The organism is Brevibacterium sp. RIT 803 (assembly GCF_016892625.1).
In the GTDB taxonomy this organism is placed as follows: Bacteria; Actinomycetota; Actinomycetes; order Actinomycetales; family Brevibacteriaceae; genus Brevibacterium.
Genome location: NZ_JAFEMW010000006.1, coordinates 129,024 through 150,732 on the forward strand (window position 1 = coordinate 129,024; position 21,709 = coordinate 150,732).

At 63.4% G+C, this 21,709-nt stretch carries 23 protein-coding genes; 10 read left to right on the plus strand and 13 right to left on the minus strand.

Annotation, left to right across the window (positions count from 1 at the left end):
- Window positions 1–20 precede the first annotated feature (20 nt).
- Window positions 21–779, minus strand: coding sequence for an enoyl-ACP reductase FabI (gene fabI, locus JTF07_RS18580; RefSeq protein ID WP_204235697.1), 759 nt, complete (start codon window positions 777–779; stop codon window positions 21–23).
- Window positions 780–876: 97 nt separating this feature from the next.
- Window positions 877–1,587 (minus strand): beta-ketoacyl-ACP reductase, encoded by a 711-nt coding sequence (locus JTF07_RS18585; RefSeq protein ID WP_204235698.1) that lies wholly within the window; start codon window positions 1,585–1,587, stop codon window positions 877–879.
- Window positions 1,588–1,734: 147 nt separating this feature from the next.
- Here JTF07_RS18585 and JTF07_RS18590 point away from each other — a divergent pair, with 147 nt between their 5' ends.
- Genes JTF07_RS18590 through JTF07_RS18600 form a run of 3 tightly spaced genes read left to right on the plus strand, consistent with a single transcriptional unit; the run spans window position 1,735 to window position 3,238 of the window.
- Entirely contained in the window at window positions 1,735–2,127 is a 393-nt protein-coding gene (locus tag JTF07_RS18590; protein WP_204235699.1) for a DUF3099 domain-containing protein, read from the plus strand.
- Window positions 2,124–2,336: a hypothetical protein gene (locus JTF07_RS18595; RefSeq protein ID WP_204235700.1), complete on the plus strand. Its 213-nt coding sequence runs from the start codon at window positions 2,124–2,126 to the stop codon at window positions 2,334–2,336. Before JTF07_RS18590 ends, JTF07_RS18595 begins: the two co-directional genes overlap by 4 nt.
- Window positions 2,336–3,238, plus strand: coding sequence for an SURF1 family cytochrome oxidase biogenesis protein (locus JTF07_RS18600; protein ID WP_204235701.1), 903 nt, complete (start codon window positions 2,336–2,338; stop codon window positions 3,236–3,238). The genes JTF07_RS18595 and JTF07_RS18600 overlap by 1 nt, the downstream gene beginning before the upstream one ends.
- Window positions 3,239–3,277: 39 nt before the next feature.
- On the opposite strand, the gene JTF07_RS18605 is transcribed toward JTF07_RS18600, so the two are convergent.
- From JTF07_RS18605 to JTF07_RS18650, 10 genes are all read right to left on the minus strand, one after another.
- On the minus strand, window positions 3,278–4,876 hold the full coding sequence (locus tag JTF07_RS18605) for an ABC-F family ATP-binding cassette domain-containing protein (RefSeq protein WP_204235702.1): 1,599 nt from the start codon (window positions 4,874–4,876) through the stop codon (window positions 3,278–3,280).
- Window positions 4,873–5,577 carry a ribonuclease H family protein gene (locus JTF07_RS21000; RefSeq protein WP_204235703.1) on the minus strand — a complete coding sequence of 235 codons (705 nt, stop codon included), beginning with the start codon at window positions 5,575–5,577 and terminating at the stop codon, window positions 4,873–4,875. Before JTF07_RS21000 ends, JTF07_RS18605 begins: the two co-directional genes overlap by 4 nt.
- 217 nt (window positions 5,578–5,794) lie before the next feature.
- A complete protein-coding gene (locus JTF07_RS18615; RefSeq protein ID WP_009881355.1) occupies window positions 5,795–6,130 on the minus strand; it encodes a metal-sulfur cluster assembly factor in 336 nt (111 codons plus the stop codon).
- A 2-nt stretch (window positions 6,131–6,132) separates the two neighbouring features.
- The gene (sufU, locus tag JTF07_RS18620) at window positions 6,133–6,600 is read right to left on the minus strand and encodes a Fe-S cluster assembly sulfur transfer protein SufU (protein WP_204235704.1); all 468 of its coding nucleotides are present in this window, start codon (window positions 6,598–6,600) and stop codon (window positions 6,133–6,135) included.
- 10 nt (window positions 6,601–6,610) lie between these two features.
- Window positions 6,611–7,861 carry a SufS family cysteine desulfurase gene (locus JTF07_RS18625; RefSeq protein ID WP_204235705.1) on the minus strand — a complete coding sequence of 417 codons (1,251 nt, stop codon included), beginning with the start codon at window positions 7,859–7,861 and terminating at the stop codon, window positions 6,611–6,613.
- The gene (gene sufC / locus JTF07_RS18630; RefSeq protein WP_204235706.1) at window positions 7,861–8,619 is read right to left on the minus strand and encodes a Fe-S cluster assembly ATPase SufC; all 759 of its coding nucleotides are present in this window, start codon (window positions 8,617–8,619) and stop codon (window positions 7,861–7,863) included. Before sufC ends, JTF07_RS18625 begins: the two co-directional genes overlap by 1 nt.
- A 50-nt stretch (window positions 8,620–8,669) precedes the next feature.
- On the minus strand, window positions 8,670–8,993 hold the full coding sequence (locus JTF07_RS18635; RefSeq protein ID WP_143921737.1) for a non-heme iron oxygenase ferredoxin subunit: 324 nt from the start codon (window positions 8,991–8,993) through the stop codon (window positions 8,670–8,672).
- On the minus strand, window positions 8,990–10,165 hold the full coding sequence (sufD, locus tag JTF07_RS18640; RefSeq protein WP_204235707.1) for a Fe-S cluster assembly protein SufD: 1,176 nt from the start codon (window positions 10,163–10,165) through the stop codon (window positions 8,990–8,992). The genes JTF07_RS18635 and sufD overlap by 4 nt, the downstream gene beginning before the upstream one ends.
- Before the next feature lie 38 nt (window positions 10,166–10,203).
- Complete coding sequence (sufB, locus tag JTF07_RS18645; RefSeq protein ID WP_143921739.1) at window positions 10,204–11,634, minus strand: Fe-S cluster assembly protein SufB; 1,431 nt, start codon at window positions 11,632–11,634, stop codon at window positions 10,204–10,206.
- Window positions 11,631–12,350, minus strand: coding sequence for a helix-turn-helix transcriptional regulator (locus JTF07_RS18650; RefSeq protein WP_143921740.1), 720 nt, complete (start codon window positions 12,348–12,350; stop codon window positions 11,631–11,633). The genes sufB and JTF07_RS18650 overlap by 4 nt, the downstream gene beginning before the upstream one ends.
- A 103-nt stretch (window positions 12,351–12,453) precedes the next feature.
- Here JTF07_RS18650 and JTF07_RS20725 point away from each other — a divergent pair, with 103 nt between their 5' ends.
- Genes JTF07_RS20725 through JTF07_RS18670 form a run of 4 tightly spaced genes read left to right on the plus strand, consistent with a single transcriptional unit; the run spans window position 12,454 to window position 15,500 of the window.
- Window positions 12,454–13,380 (plus strand): ABC transporter ATP-binding protein, encoded by a 927-nt coding sequence (locus tag JTF07_RS20725; RefSeq protein WP_204235708.1) that lies wholly within the window; start codon window positions 12,454–12,456, stop codon window positions 13,378–13,380.
- A gap of 50 nt (window positions 13,381–13,430) precedes the next feature.
- Window positions 13,431–14,162, plus strand: a complete 732-nt coding sequence (locus JTF07_RS18660; RefSeq protein WP_252199940.1) for an ABC transporter permease — start codon at window positions 13,431–13,433, stop codon at window positions 14,160–14,162.
- A gap of 8 nt (window positions 14,163–14,170) precedes the next feature.
- Entirely contained in the window at window positions 14,171–15,073 is a 903-nt protein-coding gene (locus JTF07_RS18665) for a COX15/CtaA family protein (protein WP_204235709.1), read from the plus strand.
- A complete protein-coding gene (locus JTF07_RS18670) occupies window positions 15,036–15,500 on the plus strand; it encodes a VOC family protein (protein ID WP_204235710.1) in 465 nt (154 codons plus the stop codon). Before JTF07_RS18665 ends, JTF07_RS18670 begins: the two co-directional genes overlap by 38 nt.
- Window positions 15,501–15,634: 134 nt before the next feature.
- On the opposite strand, the gene JTF07_RS18675 is transcribed toward JTF07_RS18670, so the two are convergent.
- On the minus strand, window positions 15,635–16,612 hold the full coding sequence (locus tag JTF07_RS18675; protein ID WP_204235711.1) for a heme o synthase: 978 nt from the start codon (window positions 16,610–16,612) through the stop codon (window positions 15,635–15,637).
- A gap of 255 nt (window positions 16,613–16,867) precedes the next feature.
- Here JTF07_RS18675 and tkt point away from each other — a divergent pair, with 255 nt between their 5' ends.
- Genes tkt through JTF07_RS18690 form a run of 3 tightly spaced genes read left to right on the plus strand, consistent with a single transcriptional unit; the run spans window position 16,868 to window position 21,668 of the window.
- Complete coding sequence (tkt, locus tag JTF07_RS18680) at window positions 16,868–18,949, plus strand: transketolase (protein WP_204235712.1); 2,082 nt, start codon at window positions 16,868–16,870, stop codon at window positions 18,947–18,949.
- Entirely contained in the window at window positions 18,946–20,049 is a 1,104-nt protein-coding gene (tal, locus tag JTF07_RS18685; RefSeq protein WP_204235713.1) for a transaldolase, read from the plus strand. The genes tkt and tal overlap by 4 nt, the downstream gene beginning before the upstream one ends.
- On the plus strand, window positions 20,046–21,668 hold the full coding sequence (locus JTF07_RS18690) for a phosphoglucose isomerase-related protein (protein ID WP_204235714.1): 1,623 nt from the start codon (window positions 20,046–20,048) through the stop codon (window positions 21,666–21,668). The genes tal and JTF07_RS18690 overlap by 4 nt, the downstream gene beginning before the upstream one ends.
- Window positions 21,669–21,709: the final 41 nt, after the last annotated feature.

A 21,709-nucleotide genomic window follows, 5' to 3' on the forward strand; every position in this document is an offset into this window, starting at 1 on the left:
TGGGAGTCGGGTGGTCCGGTTCAGGCGCCGGTGGAGTGGAATCCGCCGTCGACGTGGACCATCTCGCCGGTGGTGGCGGGGAACCAGTCCGAGAGGAGGGCGACGATCGCCTTGCCTGCCGGAGTGGTGTCCTTCTGGTCCCAGCCCAGCGGTGCGCGGTCGCCCCACATGTCTTCGAGGGTCCCGAATCCGGGGATCGAGGTGGCGGCGGTGGTCTTCAGCGGTCCGGCCGAGACGAGGTTGACGCGGACTCCGTCCTCGCCGACATACTTCGCGAGGTAGCGAGCGGTGGACTCGAAGGCGGCCTTGGCCACGCCCATCCAGTCGTAGACCGGCCAGGAGATTGTTGCGTCGAAGGTCAGGCCGACGACACCGGCACCCTTGTTGAGCACGGGCTTCGCGGCGACGGTGATGGCCTTGAGTGAGAACGCCGAGACATGGATCGCTGCGGACACGGAGTCCCAGGGGGTGTCGAGGAACACGCCGCCGAGCGCGTCCTTGGGGGCAAACGCGATGGCGTGGACGATGCCGTCGATGTTGCCTTCGAGGCGCTCAGGCAGTGCGGCCAGGTCATCCTCGTTGGTGGCATCGAGTTCGATGACCTTCGGGGTCTCGGGCAGGCGTTCGGCGATCACCTGGGTGATCCTCATCTGGCGGCCGAAGCTGGAGAGGATGACTTCGGCACCCTGTTCCTGGGCGATGCGGGCGGCTGCGAAGGCGATGGATGCCTCGGTCAGAACGCCGGTGACGAGGATGCGCTTTCCGTCAAGAATTCCCATTGTGGTCCTTTCGAAATGTTCAAACGTGGGTGAAATCGTTGCCATCGACGCCGTTGGAGCCGATGTCCTTGATGTGAAGTCTAGATGTTGACGGGGCTCAGTGCCCCATCCCGAGTCCGCCGTCGACGGGAATGACGGCGCCGGAGATGTAGGCGGCGTCGTCGGAGGATACCCAGCGCACGACCTTTGCGACCTCGCTCGCCTCGGCGAATCGCTTGGCGGGGATCGTGGCGAGGTATTCCTTCTGCTGTTTCTCGGGCAGCTCATCCGTCATGTCGGTGCGGATGAAGCCCGGTGCGACGACGTTGGCGGTGATGCCGCGCGAACCCAGCTCACGGGTGACCGAGCGGGCGAGGCCGACGAGCCCGGCCTTCGACGCCGAGTAGTTCGCCTGACCGGGAACTCCGTAGAGTCCCGACACGGACGAAATGAGCACAATGCGGCCCTTCTTCGCGCGAATCATTCCGGTGATGGCACGTTTGACGGTGCGGAAGGTGCCGGTGAGGTTGGTGTCGACGACGGCCTCGAACTCCTCGTCACTCATCCGCATGAGCAGATTGTCGCGGGTGATGCCGGCGTTCGCCACGACCACCTCGACTGGGCCCAGCTTCTCCTCGATCTGCGCGAACGCCGCGTCGAGGGACGCGGTATCGGTGACGTCCGCGGACACGGCCAGAGCACCTTCCGGTGCGTCTCCGTTGCGGGAGGTCACAGCAACCGTGTCGCCCTGGGCGAGGAATTCCTCGGCGATGGTGCGGCCGATTCCGCGGTTTCCTCCGGTCACGAGGACTATGCGTGGTTCTGACACGAATCTCTCCTGTTGGTGGACAATACAGATTGATCAGCCTTTGAGATCAAACTTACCGTCACTAACCTATCGCGAACCGGCAGGCGTCGATACGACTCACACAAACGAAGAGTATGATTTTGTAGCAGTAATCGAACGAAGAAGGCTATGTCCAAGCACCCCCAGCAGATCACCACGGCAGACGCCGCCCTTGATGACGACATGAAGTCGCGGATCATCAAATACTCGATCACCATGGCGATTCGCACGCTCTGCTTCGTGGCGGCCTATCTCATGTTCCGGGCAGATCTGACCGTGTTGATGTGGATCTGCGTGGCCGGTGCCGTGCTCCTCCCCTATCCGGCTGTGATCTTCGCCAATGCCGGGCGTGAGCGCACCACCAATGACGATTCGGCGCTGCTGGACAACGCGCCGATGCCCGAGCTGCCGCCGGCAACTGGTGAGACCATCGCCGGGGAGACGATCGCCGGGGAATTCGACGACTCCGCGCCTGACGATGGTGAGACTTCGGCAGACCCGACTCGAGGTGATGAAGCATGACCGAGACGCTCCAGTGCTCGGCGAAGGGATGCCGGGCGGAGGCCACCCGCGCAATTCTGTGGAACAATCCCCGCCTGCACATGCCCAAACGCCGCAAGACCTGGCTGGCCTGTGACGAACATCTCGACTATCTGCGAGAGTTCCTGACTATGCGCAGCTTCTATCACAGCGACGTTGCCGTCGACGACATCCCGGAGGACGCCGGTTGATGTCACGCTATTCCTTCCTCTTCAGCGCACGGTGGCTGAAATACATCGCCATGACCGTCATCATCGTCATCGCCTGCATCTTCCTGGCACTGTGGCAGAAAGACCGACAGGATCAACGGCAGCACGAGATCGCTACGATCAACGCGAACTATTCGTCAGCACCGGTCGACATCACGAGCATCCTGGATTCCACCTCGGCGAACCTCGATGAGTCCGATGAATGGCGACAGGTGTCGCTGACCGGACACTTCCGGACGTCCGATACCGTCTTTGCGCGCAACCGCACGGTCAATGACAAGGTCGGCTACTACGTCGTCGTTCCGTTCGAACTCACCTCCGGAGACACGATCGCAATCGTCAGGGGATGGATCGCGGAACCCGATCAGGTCCCGCCGACGCCCACCGGGGAGCAGACCATCGCTGCCCGTCTCCAACCGGCCCAGGACGGCTCCGAGGACAATAATCCGGATGGGTTGATCAAGGCCATCGATCCCGCCCGGATCCCCGGTATGGACTCGGCATACGAAAACGTCTACGCGGAGATCGTCCACACCGGCGGCGGCCTGCCCGGCGAATCTGGGCTGACGCCTCTGCCTGCACCGGATCTCGACCCGGGCAACCACCTGTCCTACATGCTTCAGTGGTTCACCTTCGGCATCATGATCATCATCGCCGTGTCGATCTCTGCCAGACGAGAACGCAGAGCCGACGCCGAGGCGGCTGAGAGATCCACCGGCGACGTCGAATACGTCGTGGTGGACAAGGAAGCGCTGGGAGCGGGAGCGAAGATCTCCCAGCCGGGCAACCGCTATGGCCGCAACCGGTTGAGATCACCGGGCGTGCACGGCCGTGACGAGGCCGAAGAGGACGAATTCATCGAGGACCGGTTCAGGCACTCCTGAACCGGTCGTCGATGGGACCACCGGCGAAGAGGTCAAGCCTCAGGCCAGTGTGACGAGATCCAGGTAGGTGTCGTTCCACAGGTCCTCGTCGCCGTCGGGCAGCAGCAGCACACGGTCGGGGTCGAGCGCGGAGACGGCTCCCTCATCGTGGGTGACGAGGATGATGGCGCCCTCATACCGGCGGATGGCTGAGAGGATCTCCTCACGAGAGGCCGGATCGAGGTTGTTCGTCGGCTCATCGAGGAGGAGGACGTTAGCGCTGGAGACCACGAGTGTGGCCAGCGCCAGACGGGTCTTCTCACCACCGGAGAGCACCTTCGAAGGCTTGTGCACGTCATCGCCGGAGAACAGGAAGGAACCGAGCACATTGCGCACCGCGGTGTCATCGAGGTGCGGGGAGTTGCGCTTCATGTTCTCCAACACGCTGCGATCGAGATCGAGCGTCTCGTGCTCCTGAGCGTAGTAGCCGAGCTTGAGGCCGAAGCCCGGGACGACCTCACCCGAGTCCGGCTCGTCGAGACCGGCCAGCAGGCGCAGCAACGTTGTCTTGCCGGCACCGTTGTAGCCGAGGATGACCACTCGTGAGCCCTTGTCGATGGCCAGGTCGACGCCGGTGAAGACCTCTGTCGAACCGAAGCTGCGAGAGAGTCCCTCAGCCGTCAGCGGCACCCGTCCGCAGTCTGCAGGGGCCGGGAACCGCAGGTTCGCGACCTTCTCGGAGCTGCGTTCGGCATCGAGTCCCGACAGTAGGCGTTCGGCACGTTTGGCCATCTGCTGGGCGGCCACGGTCTTCGTCGCCTTCGCCATCATCTTGTTCGCCTGGGCGTTCAGTGCAGAGGCCTTCTTCTCGGCATTGGCACGCTCGCGACGGCGACGGCGCTCATCATCTTCGCGCTGCTTGAGGTAGAGACGGTAGCCCATCGAATAGATGTCGATGGTCTGGCGGGTCGCATCGAGGAAGAACACCTTGTTGACGACTTCGTCAATGAGGTCGAGGTCGTGACTGATGATGATGAGTCCGCCGGAGTAGCCCTTGAGATAGTCGCGCAGCCACAGCACGGATTCTGCGTCCAGGTGGTTCGTCGGCTCATCGAGGATCATTGTGTCCGGGGCTGAGAAGAGGATCCGGGCAAGCTCGACGCGGCGCCTCTGACCGCCCGAGAGGGTGCCGATCTCCTGGTTGATGAGATCTTCGTCGAGACCCAGGTTCGCTGCGATCGCATAGGCTTCAGACTCCGCTGAGTAACCGCCTGCGGCCATGAATTCGGCTTCGATGCGCGGGTAGCGCTCGATGGCCTTCATCGAGACGTTCTCATCAGGCGAGGCCATCTGGTGTTCTGCCTTGCGCAGACGCTTGACGAGGACGTCGAGCTCGCGGGCGGAGAGGATGCGTTCCATGCCGGTGGCGGTTGGGTCGCCGCTGCGCGGATCCTGAGGCAGGTATCCCACCGACCCGGACACGGACACACTGCCCTTCGAGGCACTGTGTCCACCCATGATCACCTTCGTCAGGGTGGTCTTGCCTGCCCCGTTGCGTCCGACAAGGCCGACACGGTCACCCTTGTCCACGCGGAAGGAGACCTCGGACATCAGCGTACGGGCGCCGACGGTGACTTCGAGGTCGGATGCCTGAATCATTCATTCTCCAAACTGCGACCGATGATGTCGGCCAAGAATTCTTGCGGGTGGATTCCCTGAGCCTGTGCCCGGGAGACGAGTTCGTCTGCGATGTGCGTGGGCACTCGACAGGACACGAGCGTGGTGGTCCCGCCTCCCTGCGCCTCAACGGCCACCGGAGCCTCGACGCCGACAGGAGCTTCCTCAGCGACCGGTGCGTCTGCAGCTGAGGCCGCCGTGATCGACTGGGACGTCCCCGCGGGGACGTATCCGGGTCCGGCTGGAACCGTCGTGCCCTTCTGATACGCCGTGGCGGCTGCCCGTGCACGGTCGTCTGCCGCCTCGTTCATTGCGTGGTTGCTATGACCCTTGACCCATTCGAATTCGACCTCGCGGCCCTTCAGCGCGGAATCGAGCTGTTCGAGGAGATCTTTGTTGAGGACATCCTTGCCGTCAGCCTTCTTCCATCCTTTGCGCTTCCAGCCGGACATCCACTTCGTCAGTGCGTTGATGACGTATTTGGAGTCGCAGAAGACCTTGAGATCCTCCTCGGCTTCCGCTGTCGAGTTCAGCAGGTCGAGGACGGCCATGAGTTCGCCGCGGTTATTCGTCGATTCCTTCCAGCCCCCGGCGTGCCAGCAGTCATCGTTGACGTACCAGGCCCAGCCGGCGGGTCCGGGGTTGCCGAGGGCTGACCCGTCTGCGGCCGCGATGATCGTCAATGGTTCTCCTAGGAAAGTCGGTCTTCATTCTTTCATGCCGAGCCTGGTCCCCTGCATTCAGGGCAGGTGATCTCGGCAACCTCCGCCGGCCCGGCCGATGATCCACAGCTGCGACCCGATCATGAACATCGCCGAGGTGGGGGCACCGGAATCAGCGCTCCCACCTCGGCGAGGTGAAGGTTCGACGTCCCCGCGGGGACGTCGGCAGTATCAGAACTCAGATGTTGAACCCGAGGGCACGCATCTGTTCACGACCGTCGTCGGTAATCTTCTCTGGACCCCATGGCGGCATCCAGACCCAGTTGATCCGGTATGCCGGCACGATGCCTTCGAGGCACTGAGCGGTCTGGTCTTCGATGACATCCGTCAGCGGGCAGGCCGCAGACGTCAGGGTCATCTCGACGACGGCGGTGCCGTCGTCTTCGACGGAGAGTCCGTAGACGAGTCCGAGATCGACGATGTTGACGCCGAGCTCCGGGTCGACGACATCCATCATCGCTTCGCGGACCTCGTCGATGCTGGCGTTCTGCGGTGCGTCTATCACTTCGGGCATTCTTACTCCTTCAGAGACGTTTGGGCTTGGTTGAGTGCGTCCTTGAACGCGACCCAGGACAGGAGCGCGCACTTGATCCTGGCGGGGAACTTCGACACTCCGCTGAACGCCGCAGCGTCGCCGAGTATTTCCTCATCTCCCACAATTGTCCCACGAGAGTGCATCAGCTCGTGGAACTTCGCTTCGATGTCGAGCATGCCCTCCACGCTGTTCTCCGAAGCGAGCTCAGAGAGGACTGAGGCCGAGGCCATCGAGATCGAGCACCCGTCGCCGGACCAACGCACGGCGATTGCGCCGTCATCGCTGATCTCGGCCTCGAGTTCGATCTCGTCTCCGCACGTGGGATTGATCTGGTGCGAGGAGCCGTGAGGTCCCGCTGCCCCCTCGCGCAGCAGAGCCGCGTTGCCGATCCGCGACCGGGAGTGGTCGAGGATGACCTGTTGGTAGAGCTGTTGCATCTGCGTGCTCATAACACGATCCTCACTGAACTCCGAAGAAGGGGCGGACCTCGGCCAGAGCGGCTAGGAACTGTTCGCAGTCCTCGGTGTTGTTGTACAGATAGGTGCTCGCCCGCGTCGTGGCGGTGACGCCGAAGCGCCGGTGCAGCGGCTGAGCGCAATGGTGGCCGACACGGACCGCAACTCCCTGGGAGTCGAGGTACTGTCCCACGTCGTGGGCGTGGACGCCGTCGACATCGAAGGCCACGGTTCCGATCCGATTGTCGGCGGCGCCGAGCACGGTGATACCGGGAATCTTCGCGATGCCGTCGAGGAGGACTCCGGCGAGCTCTCGCTCATGGTCGAAGATCTTCTCCAGGCCCACCTCGGCGAGGTAGTTGACCGCTGTGGTGAACGCGGCGACCTCGGCCACGGGCTGTGTTCCGGCCTCGAACCGCTGGGGTGCGTCCATGAACGCCGAGTCCTCCATGGTCACCGTGGTGATCATGGATCCGCCGGTCAAGACCGGGGGCAGCGAGTTCAGCAGGTCCGTCTTCCCCCAGAGAGTACCGAGGCCGGTGGGCCCCAGCGCCTTGTGAGCGGAGAACGCCGCGAAGTCGACATCGAGGTCGACGAAGTTCACGGGCATGTGCGGGACCGATTGGCAGGCGTCGAGGACAACGAGCGCACCCACCTGCCGGGCCCGAGCGACGAGTGTGTCGACCGGGTTGATGGTCCCGAGCACATTCGAGACATGGGTGAAGGCGAAGACCTTGGTCGTCTCGTCGACGATGGATTCCAGATCGCTGAGATCCAGTTCTCCGGCGTCCGTGACCGGCAGCCAACGGAGTTGAGCACCTGTGGACTGGGCCAGCTGCTGCCAGGGGACGAGGTTCGCGTGGTGTTCCATCTCGGTGACGACGATGGAATCGGCGGGTCCGAGACTAAAACACTGAGCCGCCTCTCCCCCGAAGCCATGGCTGGCTCGGTCGATGCCCAATGCGACCACGTTGAGTGCCTCGGTGGCGTTCTTCGTCCAGACCACCTGTTCTGGTGCTCCGCCGACGAGGTCTGCCACTGCCTCACGGCCTGCTTCGAACGCGTCGGTGGCCATCACCGCAAGAGAGTGTGCTCCACGGTGGACGGCGGCATTGCGCTGCGAGTAGTACTCGGTGAATGTGTCGATGACGCACTGCGGCTTCTGGGAAGTCGCGCCAGAGTCGAGATAGCTCAGAGACGACTCCCCGACCCTGGTGTCCAGGATCGGGAAGTCGTTCCGCAGGCGGGAGAACATCAGGCCGAGGCCTGCAGGAAGCGGTCGTAGCCCTCGTTCTCGAGGCGCTCGGCCAGCTCGGGTCCGCCCTCTTCAGCAACCTTGCCCTTGATGATCACGTGCACGTGGTCGGGCTTGATGTAGCTGAGGATGCGGGTGTAGTGCGTGATGAGCAGGACACCGACATCGGTCGACTCGCGCACCCGGTTGATGCCCTCGGACACGATGCGCAGCGCATCGACGTCAAGGCCGGAGTCGGTCTCATCGAGGACGGAGAACTTGGGCTTGAGCATCTCCATCTGCAGGATCTCGTGGCGCTTCTTCTCGCCGCCGGAGAATCCTTCGTTGACGTTGCGGCTGGCGAACTCAGGATCCACACGGAGGTTCTCCATCGCGGACTTGAGGTCCTTGGTCCAGTTGCGCAGCTTCGGTGCTTCACCGTCGATGGCGGTCTTGGCCGAACGCAGGAAGTTCGTCACGGTCACGCCGGGAACCTCGACGGGGTACTGCATGGCCAGGAACAGACCGGCCTTGGCGCGCTCGTCGACGGACATCTCCAGGACGTCCTCGCCGTCGAGGGTGACAGAGCCCGAGGTCACCTGGTACTTCGGGTGACCGGCAAGGGAGTAGGCCAGAGTGGACTTGCCCGAGCCGTTGGGCCCCATGATCGCGTGGGTCTCGTTGGAGTTGATCTCCAAGTTGATGCCGTTGAGGATCGGCTTGGGACCGGTTTCGGTGTTGACGCTGACGTGCAGGTCAGTGATTTTCAGAGTGGACATGTCAATCCTTTTCAATTCAGGTAAGCGTGGTGATCAGTTGAGCGTGCTGGTCAATTGACCACTGTGCTCGGGTCAAGCAGGATGCGGCCGGCGATCTCCTTGCAGTCATAGACTGAGACGGGTTCGAAGGCCGGTGGGCTCAGTGGGCGGCCGGTCTTGAGGTCGAACTGGGAGCCGTGCAGCCAGCATTCGATGGCGCAGCCCTCCACTTCGCCCTCGGCCAGCGATACCTCGCCGTGAGTGCAGAGATCGTCGATGGCATGGATTGTGCCGTCGGAGTCGCGGGCGATGCAGATCTCGTGGTTGTCCACTTCGATCCTCATCGTCGCGCCCGCGGCCACCTCGTCGGCAGCCGCAACGTCGATCATGGTCACAGAACGCTCCGGGAGAGTTCTTCCTCGATTCGTTCGTTGAGGACCTCTTCGATCTCAGGCACCTGGATCTTCTGGATCACTTCGTTGAAGAATCCGCGGACCACGAGCTGACGGGCAACATCCTCGGGAATGCCGCGGCTCATCAGGTAGAAGAGGTGCTCCTCGTCGAAGCGTCCGGTCGACGAAGCGTGGCCGGCGCCGGCGATGTCGCCGGTCTCGATCTCGAGGTTCGGCACCGAGTCCGCCCTGGCTCCATCGGAGAGGATGAGGTTGCGGTTGAGCTCGTAGGTGTCGATGTCGAGTGCCTCGGGGCGGATGAGCACATCGCCGATCCAGACGCTGCGTGCGTCCTTGCCTTGGAGAGCGCCCTTGTAGTGGACGTTCGAGGTGGCCTTCGGCGTGTTGTGGTCGACGTAGGTGCGGTGTTCGAAGTGCTGGCCGGCATCGGCGAAGTAGAGTCCGAGCAGTTCGGCCTCTCCCCCGGCTGCCGAGTAGCGCACGTTCGTGTTCAGGCGCACGATGTCTCCGCCGAGGCTGATGACAATGTGCTTGAATTTCGCGTCCTTGCCCACGATCGCGTCGTGCTGGCCCAGGTGCTGCGTCTCGTCGTCCCAGAGCTGCAGGGACACGAAGGTCACATTCGCGCCATCACCGATGACGAGGGACACGAGCTCGGAGTGCCGAGCGAGTCCTTCGTGCTCGATGACGATGGTCGCCTTGGCATTCGCTCCGACGGAGACGACGACATGCCCATGGGAGACGTCGTTGCCGGTGCCGTCGGCGTGGATGATCACGGCGCCGTCGATCTCGGTTCCCGCGGGAACCGAGTAGTGGGTGACGGTGGCGGCACGGTTGGCTGCCACGGCGGCGGCCCGATCCTCGGGTTCGAGGATGCCCAGTTCCTGCGCGGCCTCGAGCGAGATCTCCTCCACGGAGATGCCTTCAGGCAGGTCGCCGGACGTGGTCAGCTTCGTTTCGGAGGCAGCGTCGGTGAAGAAATCGCTGAGCTTGCGCACCGGCGAGAACCGCCACTCCTCTTCGCGTCCGTTCGGGACGGCGAAGTCGGAGACGTCGAAGCTGCGTGTGCGAGCGTCCCGCTTGGAATCGGGGACTTGGACGTCGGCGCCATGAGAGTGCTCATCGAGGCCCAACGGATTGGTGGTATCAGTCACTTAGAAAACTCCTTGTCGTGGTCGGTGGTGGGCGCAGATCAGCCCACGCCACCTTCCATCTGGATTTCGATGAGGCGGTTGAGCTCGAGTGCGTATTCCATCGGCAGTTCGCGAGCGATCGGCTCGACGAATCCGCGCACGATCATCGCCATTGCCTCGGTCTCCTCCATGCCGCGGCTCATGAGGTAGAAGAGCTGGTCCTCACTGACCTTCGACACGGTCGCCTCGTGACCCAGCGTCACATCGTCCTCACGGATGTCGATGTACGGGTAGGTGTCAGAGCGAGAGATATTGTCGACCAGAAGTGCGTCACAGAGGACATTGTTCGATGAGCCCTTGGCTCCCGGGTGCACGTGGACGAGTCCGCGGTAACCGGAGCGTCCGCCGCCACGGGCCACAGACTTCGCAACGATCGAGGAGTGGGTGTTCGGTGCGGCGTGAACCATCTTCGCACCGGTGTCCTGGTGCTGGCCCTCGCCGGCGAATGCCACGGACAGCGTCTCGCCGCGTGCGTGCTCACCGGTGAGCCAGATGGCCGGGTACTTCATGGTGACCTTCGAGCCGATGTTGCCGTCGACCCATTCCATGGAAGCGCCCTCTTCGGCGATCGCGCGCTTGGTGACGAGGTTGTACACGTTGTTCGACCAGTTCTGGATCGTCGTGTAGCGAACCTTCGCGTCCTTCTTGGCCACGATCTCGACGACCGCGGAGTGCAGCGAGTCGGTCTTGTAGATCGGTGCGGTGCAGCCCTCGACGTAATGCACAGACGAGCCTTCGTCGGCGATGATGAGGGTGCGCTCGAACTGGCCCATGTTCTCCGTGTTGATGCGGAAATAGGCCTGCAGAGGGATCTCGACGTGGACGCCCTTGGGGACGTAGACGAAGGAACCGCCCGACCAGACTGCGGTGTTGAGTGCCGAGAACTTGTTGTCTCCGGCAGGGATGATCGAGCCGAAGTACTCTTCGAAGATCTCCGGGTACTCGCGCAGTCCGGTGTCGGTGTCCATGAAGATGACACCCTGCTTCTCAAGCTCTTCGTTGATCTGGTGGTAGACGACCTCTGACTCGTACTGAGCGGCCACACCCGCAACGAGACGCTGCTTCTCAGCCTCGGGGATGCCGAGCTTGTCGTAGGTGTTGCGGATGTCCTCGGGCAGATCCTCCCAGGAGGTCGCCTGACCCTCTGTCGAGCGCACGAAGTACTTGATGTCGTCGAAGTGGATGCCGGTGAGGTCTGCACCCCAGCTGGGCATCGGCTTCTTCTCAAACAGCTTGAGCGCTTTGAGTCGGCGCTGCAGCATCCAGTCCGGCTCGTCCTTCAACTTCGAGATGTTGCGGACGACGTCTTCCGAGAGACCGCGAGCCGCGAACTCTCCGGCGTCGTTTCCGTCGTGCCAACCGTATGCGTACTGCCCGAGGTCTTTGAGCTCGGGGTTAGCATCGATGATCCGATTGCCTGTGTCAGTCATCGGGAACCTCCTTGAGGTCGATCATTGCTGTGGATGAGTGGTCTGGTGAGTTCCGAGGTCGGAATGTGGGTGGTGCAGACATGATCGCCGTGGGCCAATGAGGACAGACGGCGAACATCGACGCCCAGGTAGTCCGAGAACATGGCAAGCTCTGCTTCGCAGATCTCGGGGAACTCGGAGGCGACTGCCTGGATCGGACAATGTCCTTGGCACAGCTGCATTGCTTCGAGAGGGGTGCCGGCCGCCACCGGTGTCGCCGAGGCGGCATATCCCTCCTTGGTCAATGCCGCAGCCAGTCCCCGGGAGCGGGAAGCCACTGTGGTGCCTCCCCGTCGATCCAGTTCCCCGCCGAGGCGGTCGCGGAGTTTCGCCACCAGGTCCTCGGTGAACTCCTCAACGGCCTCATGGCCGACTCGGTCCTTCATGAACCGGAGGATGTCGACTGCCAGCTGGTCATAGGAATGGGTGACCGAGCCATGCCCACGTGAAGTGACCACGTAGTGTCTGGCCGGCCTGCCGCGGCCTGCCTGCTTGCCGGCGAGCTCTCGGACCTCGATGAGGCCCTCGCTCTCCAGCGCATCCATGTGACGACGAATCGCCGCAGGAGTCAGGTCAAGCCCCTTCGCCAACGCCGAGGCAGTGATCGGCCCTTCATCGAGCACCGATCGGAATACCTTCTCTCGGGTACGTCGATCTTCTGTGTCGTTCGCAGCCATTCTCCACCTCCTTGACTAACACAACACTATTGTTGCGTAATTTGTTTCGTAAAACTAGGTGAGCCTAACTACGGGCCGATTCGACGCGTCGTAGAATGGTCAGGTGTCAGAATCGGCCCTCACCATACGTGGTCTCCATTACTCGTACGGCGCACACCACGTCGTCGACGGGATCGACCTCGATGCCTCCACCGGATCCATCCTCGGTGTGCTCGGACCCAATGGTGCAGGCAAGTCGACGACGATCTCCCTGGCGGTGGGCACACGGGCCCCCGATGCCGGGCGCGTGGAGATCTTCGGCCACGATCCGTTTCGTGACCATGCCTCGACATCTCTGCTCGCAGGCGTCATGCTCCAGGACGGCGGACTGCCGATGAGCGCTAAGCCGCTCCAGGTTCTGCGACACCTCGCGTCCCTCTATCCCAATCCGCTCAGCGTCGATGAACTCGCCGACCCCTTGGGCCTGCACGAGTTCTCCACACGCACGATTCGGCGCCTGTCAGGAGGCCAGAAGCAACGTGTGGCCCTGGCCGCCGCGCTCATCGGCCGACCGCGCCTGGTCTTCCTCGATGAGCCCTGTGCCGGGCTCGATCCTCAGGCACGGGAGGTCGTCCACGATTTCATCCGGAAGCTGGCAGCAGCCTCGGTGGCCGTGGTCCTGACGACCCATGACCTCGCCGAGGCGGAAGAGCTCGCCGACGAGGTCGTCGTCATCGATCGCGGTCGCATCATCGCCCAGGGTGCTCCCGAGGATCTGCGCAACGCCTCTCCCTCCGGTCGCCGACTCGTCCTCAAGGTCAGTCAGCCGCTGGAGCCGGCGCCTCGAGAGCTCCTGTCCACGATGAATAGGATCGCGGCCACCTCGGTGGTGGGACCGGCCCTCGTCGTCGACGGGGACCTCGACAGCACCCAGATCGCAGGCCTGTGCACGGCCGTCGCCGAGGCGGGGCTGGCGATCACGGACATCGACATGCACTCCCAATCATTGGCAGATGTGTTCTTCGAACTCACGGGCAGGCCGCTGCGATGAGCCAGATGCCACCCACAGGCCAGATGCCACCGACCAGCCAGAGGCCGCGAATGAGGACGAAGCGCGTCATCGCGCAGACTAAGTTCGAGACGATCTCCGTCCTGCGCAACGGCGAACAGCTGCTGCTCTCACTCATCCTGCCGCTGGGTATGCTCATCTTCCTCGCGAAGGCTCCACTGCTCAGCGGCCTCGGCATCGTCGGTCCTGGAACGGACCCCCTCACCGTGGCGCTGCCCGGTGCACTGAGCCTGTGCCTGGCTTCGACCGCCTTCACTGGTCAGGCGATCGCCACGGCCTTCGACCGCCGCTATGGGGTGCTGCGACAGCTGGCGACGACTCCGCTGGGTACGAATGGCCTCATCCTCGGCAAGCTCGGCGCCGTCATCGCCGTCGTCATCATCCAATTCATCCTTGCCTTCGCCATCGCTGCGGTCCTCGGCTTCAACAGTCCCGTGAACCCACTCGCACTGGTGCTGACCACGCTTCTTGGCACAGCAGCGCTGCTGTCCTTAGGCTTGCTCATGGCAGGAACCGTACGTGCAGAGGCCACCCTGGCCGGCGCGAACCTGATCTGGGTGCTCATGGCCGGGGTCGGCGGGCTCGTCATCGCCCACCCCGGAGAATGGGGCACGGTGGTCAGCTATCTGCCCTCCGGCGCGCTCGGCGATGCGATGCGTGCGGCCGTCGGCGGCGCAGGCTTCGATGTCAAAGCACTGATCGTGCTCCTCGTGTGGGGGCTGGTGGGGACGCTTGCAGCACGCAGGTGGTTCCGATTCGAATGAGGAGAGAAATGGTCACTAAGAGGATCCGTGTAGCTGCTTGGGCCATGCTCATCGCGCAGGCCACCATCATCGTCAGCGGTGGCATCGTCCGGCTCACCGGCTCCGGCCTCGGCTGCACGGACTGGCCCAAGTGCACACCCGATTCGCTCGTGTCGACCCCGGAAATGGGCATCCACGGCCTCATCGAATTCGGCAACCGCACGCTGGCGGTGGCGCTGGCCATGCTCGGAGTCGTCATCGTCTTCATGCTCTGGAAGCATCGGAAGCAGCGCCCCGACCTGTTCTGGCTCAACCTCGGGCTGCTGGCCATCGTCCCTGTCCAAGCCGTCGTCGGCGGGATCACCGTGTGGACGAAGCTCAACCCTTGGGTCGTGGCCGGACACTTCGTGCCCTCTGCCATCGCCGTCGGCGTCGCCGCTTACTTCGTTCGCCGCACCTACGACACCGGCGTGCGCACAGCTGAGAAGGCTCCGTCTCCGCTGCCGGGCCTCGGCTGGACCATCCTCGGGCTGACTGCGATCGTCGTGGTCTTCGGTGTCCTGACCACGGGCGCGGGTCCGCACTCGGGCTCGACGATGTCGACCCGCAACGGCCTCGACAACGTCTGGATCACCCGCGCACATGCCGCCCCGGTCTGGCTGTTGGTCATCGCGACCATCACCTCGCTCGTCGTGGCGGTGAAGAAGCACACCGTCATGGTCCGACCCCTGGTCGTCCTCCTCGTCATCGAGGTGCTGCAGGGGATCATCGGATACGTCCAATACTTCACCGGCGTGCCCATCGTGCTCGTGGCATTCCATATGATCGGCATCTCAGCTACTATCGCGGCAAGCGTTGCCGTCCTCGACAGCGCATACCCGAGGAGCACCCATCATGCCGACACCGATCACGCCGTGCCTGTGGTTCACTGACCACGCCGAGGAGGCGATGGAGTTCTACTGCTCCGTCTTCCCCAACTCGCACATCGTCTCCATCGAACGTTACCCCGATGAATCCCTCGATCCGCATTATGCCGGGATGCGCGGCAAGGTCATCAACGGGGTCTTCGAGCTCGACGGCAATCCCTTCATCTGCCTCGACGGTGGACCTGCATTCACGTTCAACGAGGCGATCTCACTGACCGTCAGATGTCGCGACCAGGCCGAGATCGACCACTATTGGTCGGCGCTGTCGGCCGTTCCCGCCAGCGAACAGTGCGGCTGGCTCAAGGATAAGTTCGGAATCAGCTGGCAGATTGTTCCCGCCCACCTCGACGAGCTGATGACCGGAGACGCTCAGGTCAAGGCGCTGATGGGCATGAAGAAGATCGTCATCAAGGAACTCATCGACGCAGGCTGAACAGCTCGTACGCTGCAGCTTCGGATGAGTCAGATCGTTCATGTCCGCACGTTGATGTCCGCGTGTGCTCACGGCCTCTGCTCGACCGACCAGCTGCTCGACGGGGAAGAACCCGCCGGTCTCAGGATTGGGACCTACCAGAAGCCGGGGAGGACGAACGGGTCGATCGCGACTGCAAGGAAGAGCAGCGACAAGTAGGTGATCGAGCCGTGGAAGACCTTCATCGCCTTCAGCGAGGTTCCGCTCTTGCCCTTCTTCGCCCGGGAGACGAGCGCATAGCAGGAGAACAGGAACCAAGCGCCGGCGAGAACCGCGACGACTGTGTAGACAGGGCCCATCGGCGCGAGCGGAATGAGTGCCAGCGAGCACGCCACCATCGCCCAGGTGTAGGCGATCATCTGGCGACCGACGTTCGTCGGCGGAACCTTCGAGGGCAGCATCGGAACGTCTGCGGCATCGTAGTCGGCCTTGTACTTGATCGCCAGCGGCCAGTAGTGCGGCGGCGTCCAGAAGAAGACCACGAGGAAGAGCAGGAGAGCTTCCCAGGCCAGTCCTCCGGTGACGGCAGACCAGCCGATGAGCACAGGCATGCAGCCAGCGGCGCCGCCCCAGACGATGTTCTGTGTGGTACGACGCTTGAGGATCAGGGTGTAGAAGACCGCGTAGAGCAGGATCGCGCAGGCGGTGAGTCCAGCGGTCACCCAGTTCGTGAATCCGCCGAGCCAGAAGATCGATCCCAGGCCCAGTGCGAAGGCGAAGATGAGTGCGGCCCGTGGTGTGATCTCACCGGTCACGAGTGGGCGATGCTTGGTGCGTTCCATCTTCGCGTCGATGTCACGATCGACGTAGCAGTTGAAGACCGAAGCGGAGGCTGCGGCAGCTGCGCCGCCGATGAGGGTGTTGATGACCAGCCAGATATTCGGCATTCCCTGCGCGGCGAGGAACATCACCGGAGCAGTGGTCACCAGCAGGAGTTCGATCACTCGAGGCTTGGTCAGGGCGATGTAGGCGCTGATGATCGAGCGGGGGCGTTTTGAGAGTCGTTCCTCGTCGACTGCCCTCTGCAGAGGGCGTTCACTCTGCGTGTCCTGGTTCTGACGAAGTTCACTCACGATGTCGATTCTACCCTCTGTCGAATTTTTCGCCAGTCGGTGGAGGATGTGTTTCGGAGCCGGATTGCACAGAAGATCTCAGCCACAGGATGCAGGCGTCGGGTGCGACCGCCGCGAACAGGAACCACGACCCCGCTGCCGAAGGACGACGCGCCTGCGATATCAGGGTCGGCGATCTCACCCCTCGCGTTTGGGACCCGGCGCGGTAGAGTTTGAGTGCACGCCTCTAAGACGAACGAAGGATCGCTCGAAGACATGAACTCCCTGTCCTGGACAGAACTCGACAATCGCGCAGTCGACACCGCCCGCCTCCTCGCCGCAGATGCAGTGCAGAAGGCCGGACACGGTCACCCCGGAACCGCGATGAGTCTTGCTCCCGTTGCACACTACCTCTACCAGTACGGACTCAATCACGATCCAGCCGATCCGAGCTGGGCCGGCCGCGATCGCTTCGTTCTCTCCTGCGGGCACAGCTCGCTGACCCAGTACGTCCAGCTCTACCTCTCGGGCTTCGGCCTCGAGCTCGACGATCTGAAGGCGCTGCGCACCTGGGGTTCGCTGACTCCCGGCCACCCGGAGGTCGGACACACTGCAGGCGTCGAGATCACGACGGGACCGCTGGGATCCGGCCTCGCCTCGGCGGTGGGAATGGCCATGGCCTCTCGCCGCGAACGCGGCCTCTTCGATCCTGATGCCGCTCCCGGCGCCTCACCCTTCGATCATTCCGTCGTCGTCCTGGCATCCGACGGTGACCTCGAGGAAGGCGTGTCAGGGGAAGCTTCGTCCCTGGCCGGAACCCAGGAGCTGTCCAACCTGGTCGTGATCTGGGACGACAACCGGATCTCCATCGAAGACGACACCGCGATCGCCTTCAGCGAGGACACCGCAGCCCGCTACGCCGCGTACGGCTGGCACATCCAGCACGTCGACTTCAGAGCCGGCGACGAATACAAGGAGGACGTGGAAGCCTTCCACGCCGCTATGGAAGCGGCAAAGGCTGATCCCCGCCCCTCCTTCATCCGCCTCTCGACCATCATCGCCTGGCCCGCTCCGAACGCACAGAACACCGGCGGCTCTCACGGTTCGGCACTCGGCGACGACGAGATCAAGGCGACGAAGGAGATCCTCGGCTTCGATCCCGACGAGACCTTCTCAGTGCCCGCCGAGGTGCTCAACCACACCCGCTCGGCATTGGACCGCGGTCGCGGAGCCCACATCGAGTGGAACGAGTCCTACAGCGCCTGGCGTGCGGCGAACCCGACCAACGCCGAACTCTTCGACCGCCTGGCCAAGCGCGAACTTCCAGCAGGACTCGACGACCAGTTCCCTGTCTTCGAGACCAGCGACAAGGGCATCGCGACTCGCGCCGCCTCCGGGCAGGTCCTCAACGCCATCGCGGCAACCATGCCCGAACTGTGGGGCGGATCCGCCGACCTCGCCGGATCGAACAACACACTGATCAAGGGCGACCCGAGCTTCCTGCCCGAACATCGTTCGACCGGTGCATTCTCCGGCAACGAATACGGGCGCAACATCCACTTCGGCGTCCGCGAATTCTCCGCCGGACTCATCGGCAACGGCATCGCCCTGCACGGCGGCACGCGCCCCTACAGCGGCACCTTCCTCGTCTTCAGCGACTACCAGCGTCCGGCCATACGGCTGGCTGCTCTGCAGCAGCTGCCGAACGTGTTCGTGTGGACCCACGATTCGATCGGCCTCGGCGAAGACGGACCCACGCACCAGCCGATCGAGCACCTCTCCGCCTTGCGTGCGATTCCCGGTCTTGACCTGGTGCGCCCAGCCGATGCGAATGAGACCTCGGTCGTGTGGCGCAGGATCCTCGATCGCACCGACGGTCCCAGCGGAATCGTGCTCACCCGTCAGGCCGTTCCGGTCCTCGACCGTGAGAAGTATGCCCCTGCCTCCGAGGCGGCTCGTGGCGGCTATGTTCTCTTCGACACCGCAGATGAGCCCGAGGTAGCCATCCTCGCCAGCGGTTCCGAGGTCGCCATTGCGATCGCAGCAGCCGAAGAGCTGCAGGCCGCAGGCACCGCCGCACGCGTCATTTCGATGCCGTGCCAGGAATGGTTCGATGCTCAGCCCGAGGACTACCGCAGAGCGGTCCTGCCCCGGACCCTCAAGGCTCGTGTGAGCATCGAAGCCGCCTCGGCGATGAGCTGGCACAAGTACCTCGGCGATGCCGGCCGTGCTGTGTCGATCGAGCATTTCGGTGCTTCGGCCGATTACGCCACACTGTACGAGAAGTTCGGAATCACCCCGGCGGCCGTCGTCACCGCCGCCGAGGAATCGATCGCAGCGGCGAAGGAGGACGCATGAGCAGCAATCTGGCACAGCTGAGCGAGCACGGAGTCTCCATCTGGCTCGATGACCTGTCACGGACACGGCTCGAGTCCGGCGACCTGGCACGCCTCATCGAGGACTCGAACGTCACCGGAGTGACGACGAATCCGACGATCTTCGCCAATGCCATCGCCGGCTCGGACAGCTATGACTCCGCCGTCGCAGAGCTCGGCGAGGGCAAGGTCTCCGCCGATGAGGCGATCGAGTCCCTGACCACCTCGGACGTCGCGGCCGCTGCCCGACTCTTCCGTCCTGTCTACGACGCCACCAACGGCGAAGACGGGCGCGTGTCCATCGAGGTCGCTCCCCCGCTGGCGCACGATGCCGAGGGCACCGTCGCCGCGGCGAAGGCTCTGTGGGAGCGCGTGGGCGAACCCAATGCGATGATCAAGATCCCCGCGACCGAAGCCGGACTGCGCGCGATCTCCGAGACCATCGCAGCAGGCATCAGCGTCAACGTCACCTTGGTGTTCTCCCTGACCCGCTACCGCCATGTCGTCGAAGCCTTCCTCCAGGGACTGGAGAAGGCTCGAGTCGCCGGGCATGATCTCAGTCAGATCAAGTCCGTGGCCTCGATCTTCGTCTCCCGCGTGGATGCGGAGATCGACGCACGGCTCGACGACCTCGATGATCCAGCCGGGGCAGACCTCAAGGGGCGGGCGGGAATCGCGAACTGCGTGCTGGCCCATGAGATCCACTCGCAGCTGTTCACATCCGAGCGCTTCAGGGTCCTCGAGCTCGCGGGTGCCACGCCGCAGCGACTGTTGTGGGCGTCGACCGGAGTCAAGAACCCCGATTACCCCGACACGATGTACGTGGCTGGACTCGTTGCCCAGAACACTGTGAACACGATGCCCGAACCGACGATGCAGGCCTTCGCCGATCACGGTGAAGTGACTGCCGAGATCTCACCGGAGAACTACCGGGCCGCCGACGAGGTCTTCGACCGTCTGGCACGGCTCGGAATCGACTACGCGGAGGTGATGACCGTGCTTGAGACGCAGGGACTTGAGAAGTTCGATGTCAGCTGGGCGGAGCTGCAGGACACGATTCGCACTGCATTGGACCGTGCATGAGACTCCAGCACAGCGTTCCGGTCTCTGAGGACTACGAGGCCGAGGTAGGGCGTCTCCTCGAAGCGCGCGTCCCCTCCCGCCTGGCGGCCAAGGATGCGTCGTTGTTCACGGACGACGAGCAGCCTGTGCCACGCATGGGCTGGGTGGATCTGCCGCAGCGGGCCGCGGAGCTCGTCGATGAGATCGAGGCTCTGCGGACCCGACTGGAGGCGCAGGGTCTGCGCTCAATCAGCCTGACGGGGATGGGCGGTTCGTCGCTGGCCCCGGAGGTCATGGCTCAATCCGCGGGGGTCAGGCTCGAGGTCGTGGACTCCACCGATCCCAATCAGGTCGCCGAGGCGATCGGGACCGATCTGTCCCACACCGTCCTGATCGTCGCTTCCAAATCAGGCACGACGATCGAGACAGATGCGATTCGCCGCGCATTCTCAGCAGCCTTCGAATCGGTGGGTATCGATCCAGCGTCTCGTCTGATCGCCATCACCGATCCGGGGACCGAGCTCGACGCTTTGGCCACCGAGCAGGGCTTTCTGGCCACCTTCCACGCGGATGAGACCGTCGGCGGGCGCTACAGTGCGCTGTCGGCCTTCGGACTCGTCCCTGCCGGTCTTGCCGGTGTCGACGTCCGCGCGATCGCGGAGTCCGCGGCAGAAGCTGTCGGAGGTCTGGGGACTGATGCTCCTGACAATCCAGCACTGCAGTTCGGGACCTGGCTGGGCATCGGCCATGCCAGGGCAACAGAGAAGCTCGTCCTCGCCGAGACCACCCCAGCGTTGTCGGGGATGAGCAAATGGGTCGAGCAGCTCGTGGCAGAGTCCTTGGGCAAGGACGGTCAGGGCGTCCTGCCCGTCGTCGTCGACGGTGCCGCTGACGTCGGCTTCTTCGACGCCCGTGCAGACGCCATGCTGTGCACTCTGGGTCCCATCACCGAGGTCGAGGCACCATCCGGTTTCAACGCGGAACTCGAAGGCGACCTTGGTGAGCTGTTCGTCTTCTGGGAATTCGCCACTGCGATCGCCGGCTACAGCATCGGGGTCGATCCCTTCGACCAGCCGGATGTCGAGGCCGCTAAGGAACATGCCAGGCAAGCCCTCTCACACGGTTCGTCGGCAGCACCGGCAGAGCCTGCGTTCCGTGAGGAACAGGTCGAGGTCTTCGGTGAGTTCGAGGAGGCCACTGACCTCGTCGGTGCCATCGGAGAGCTCTTCGCACAGGTCGACGAGTACGGATACGTCGGTGTGCAGGCGTTCATCGACCGCATCGCCGACGCAGAGGCTGAAGGCCTCCGAGCCCTGGTCTCACAGCATTCGGGTGTGCAGACGACGTTCGGATTCGGACCGCGCTATCTGCATTCGACAGGTCAGTACCACAAGGGTGGTCACCCCAACGGAGTGTTCCTGCAGATCACAGCCGAACCTCGGACGGATCTGCTGGTTCCCGGTCGCCCCTATGGCTTCACTGAGCTGCAGCGTGCTCAGGCCCTCGGCGATGCCGCGGCTCTGCGGGACAAGCGACGCCCAGTACTCAGAGTTCACCTGCTCGACCGCGCACAGGGTCTTGATCAGCTGCGTCGCGCGATCAGCGACGTCGAGCCCCTGCACCACTACGGAGTTGACTGACTTCGGGCCTGTGCTGACTTCGGGCCTGTGCTGACTTCGGG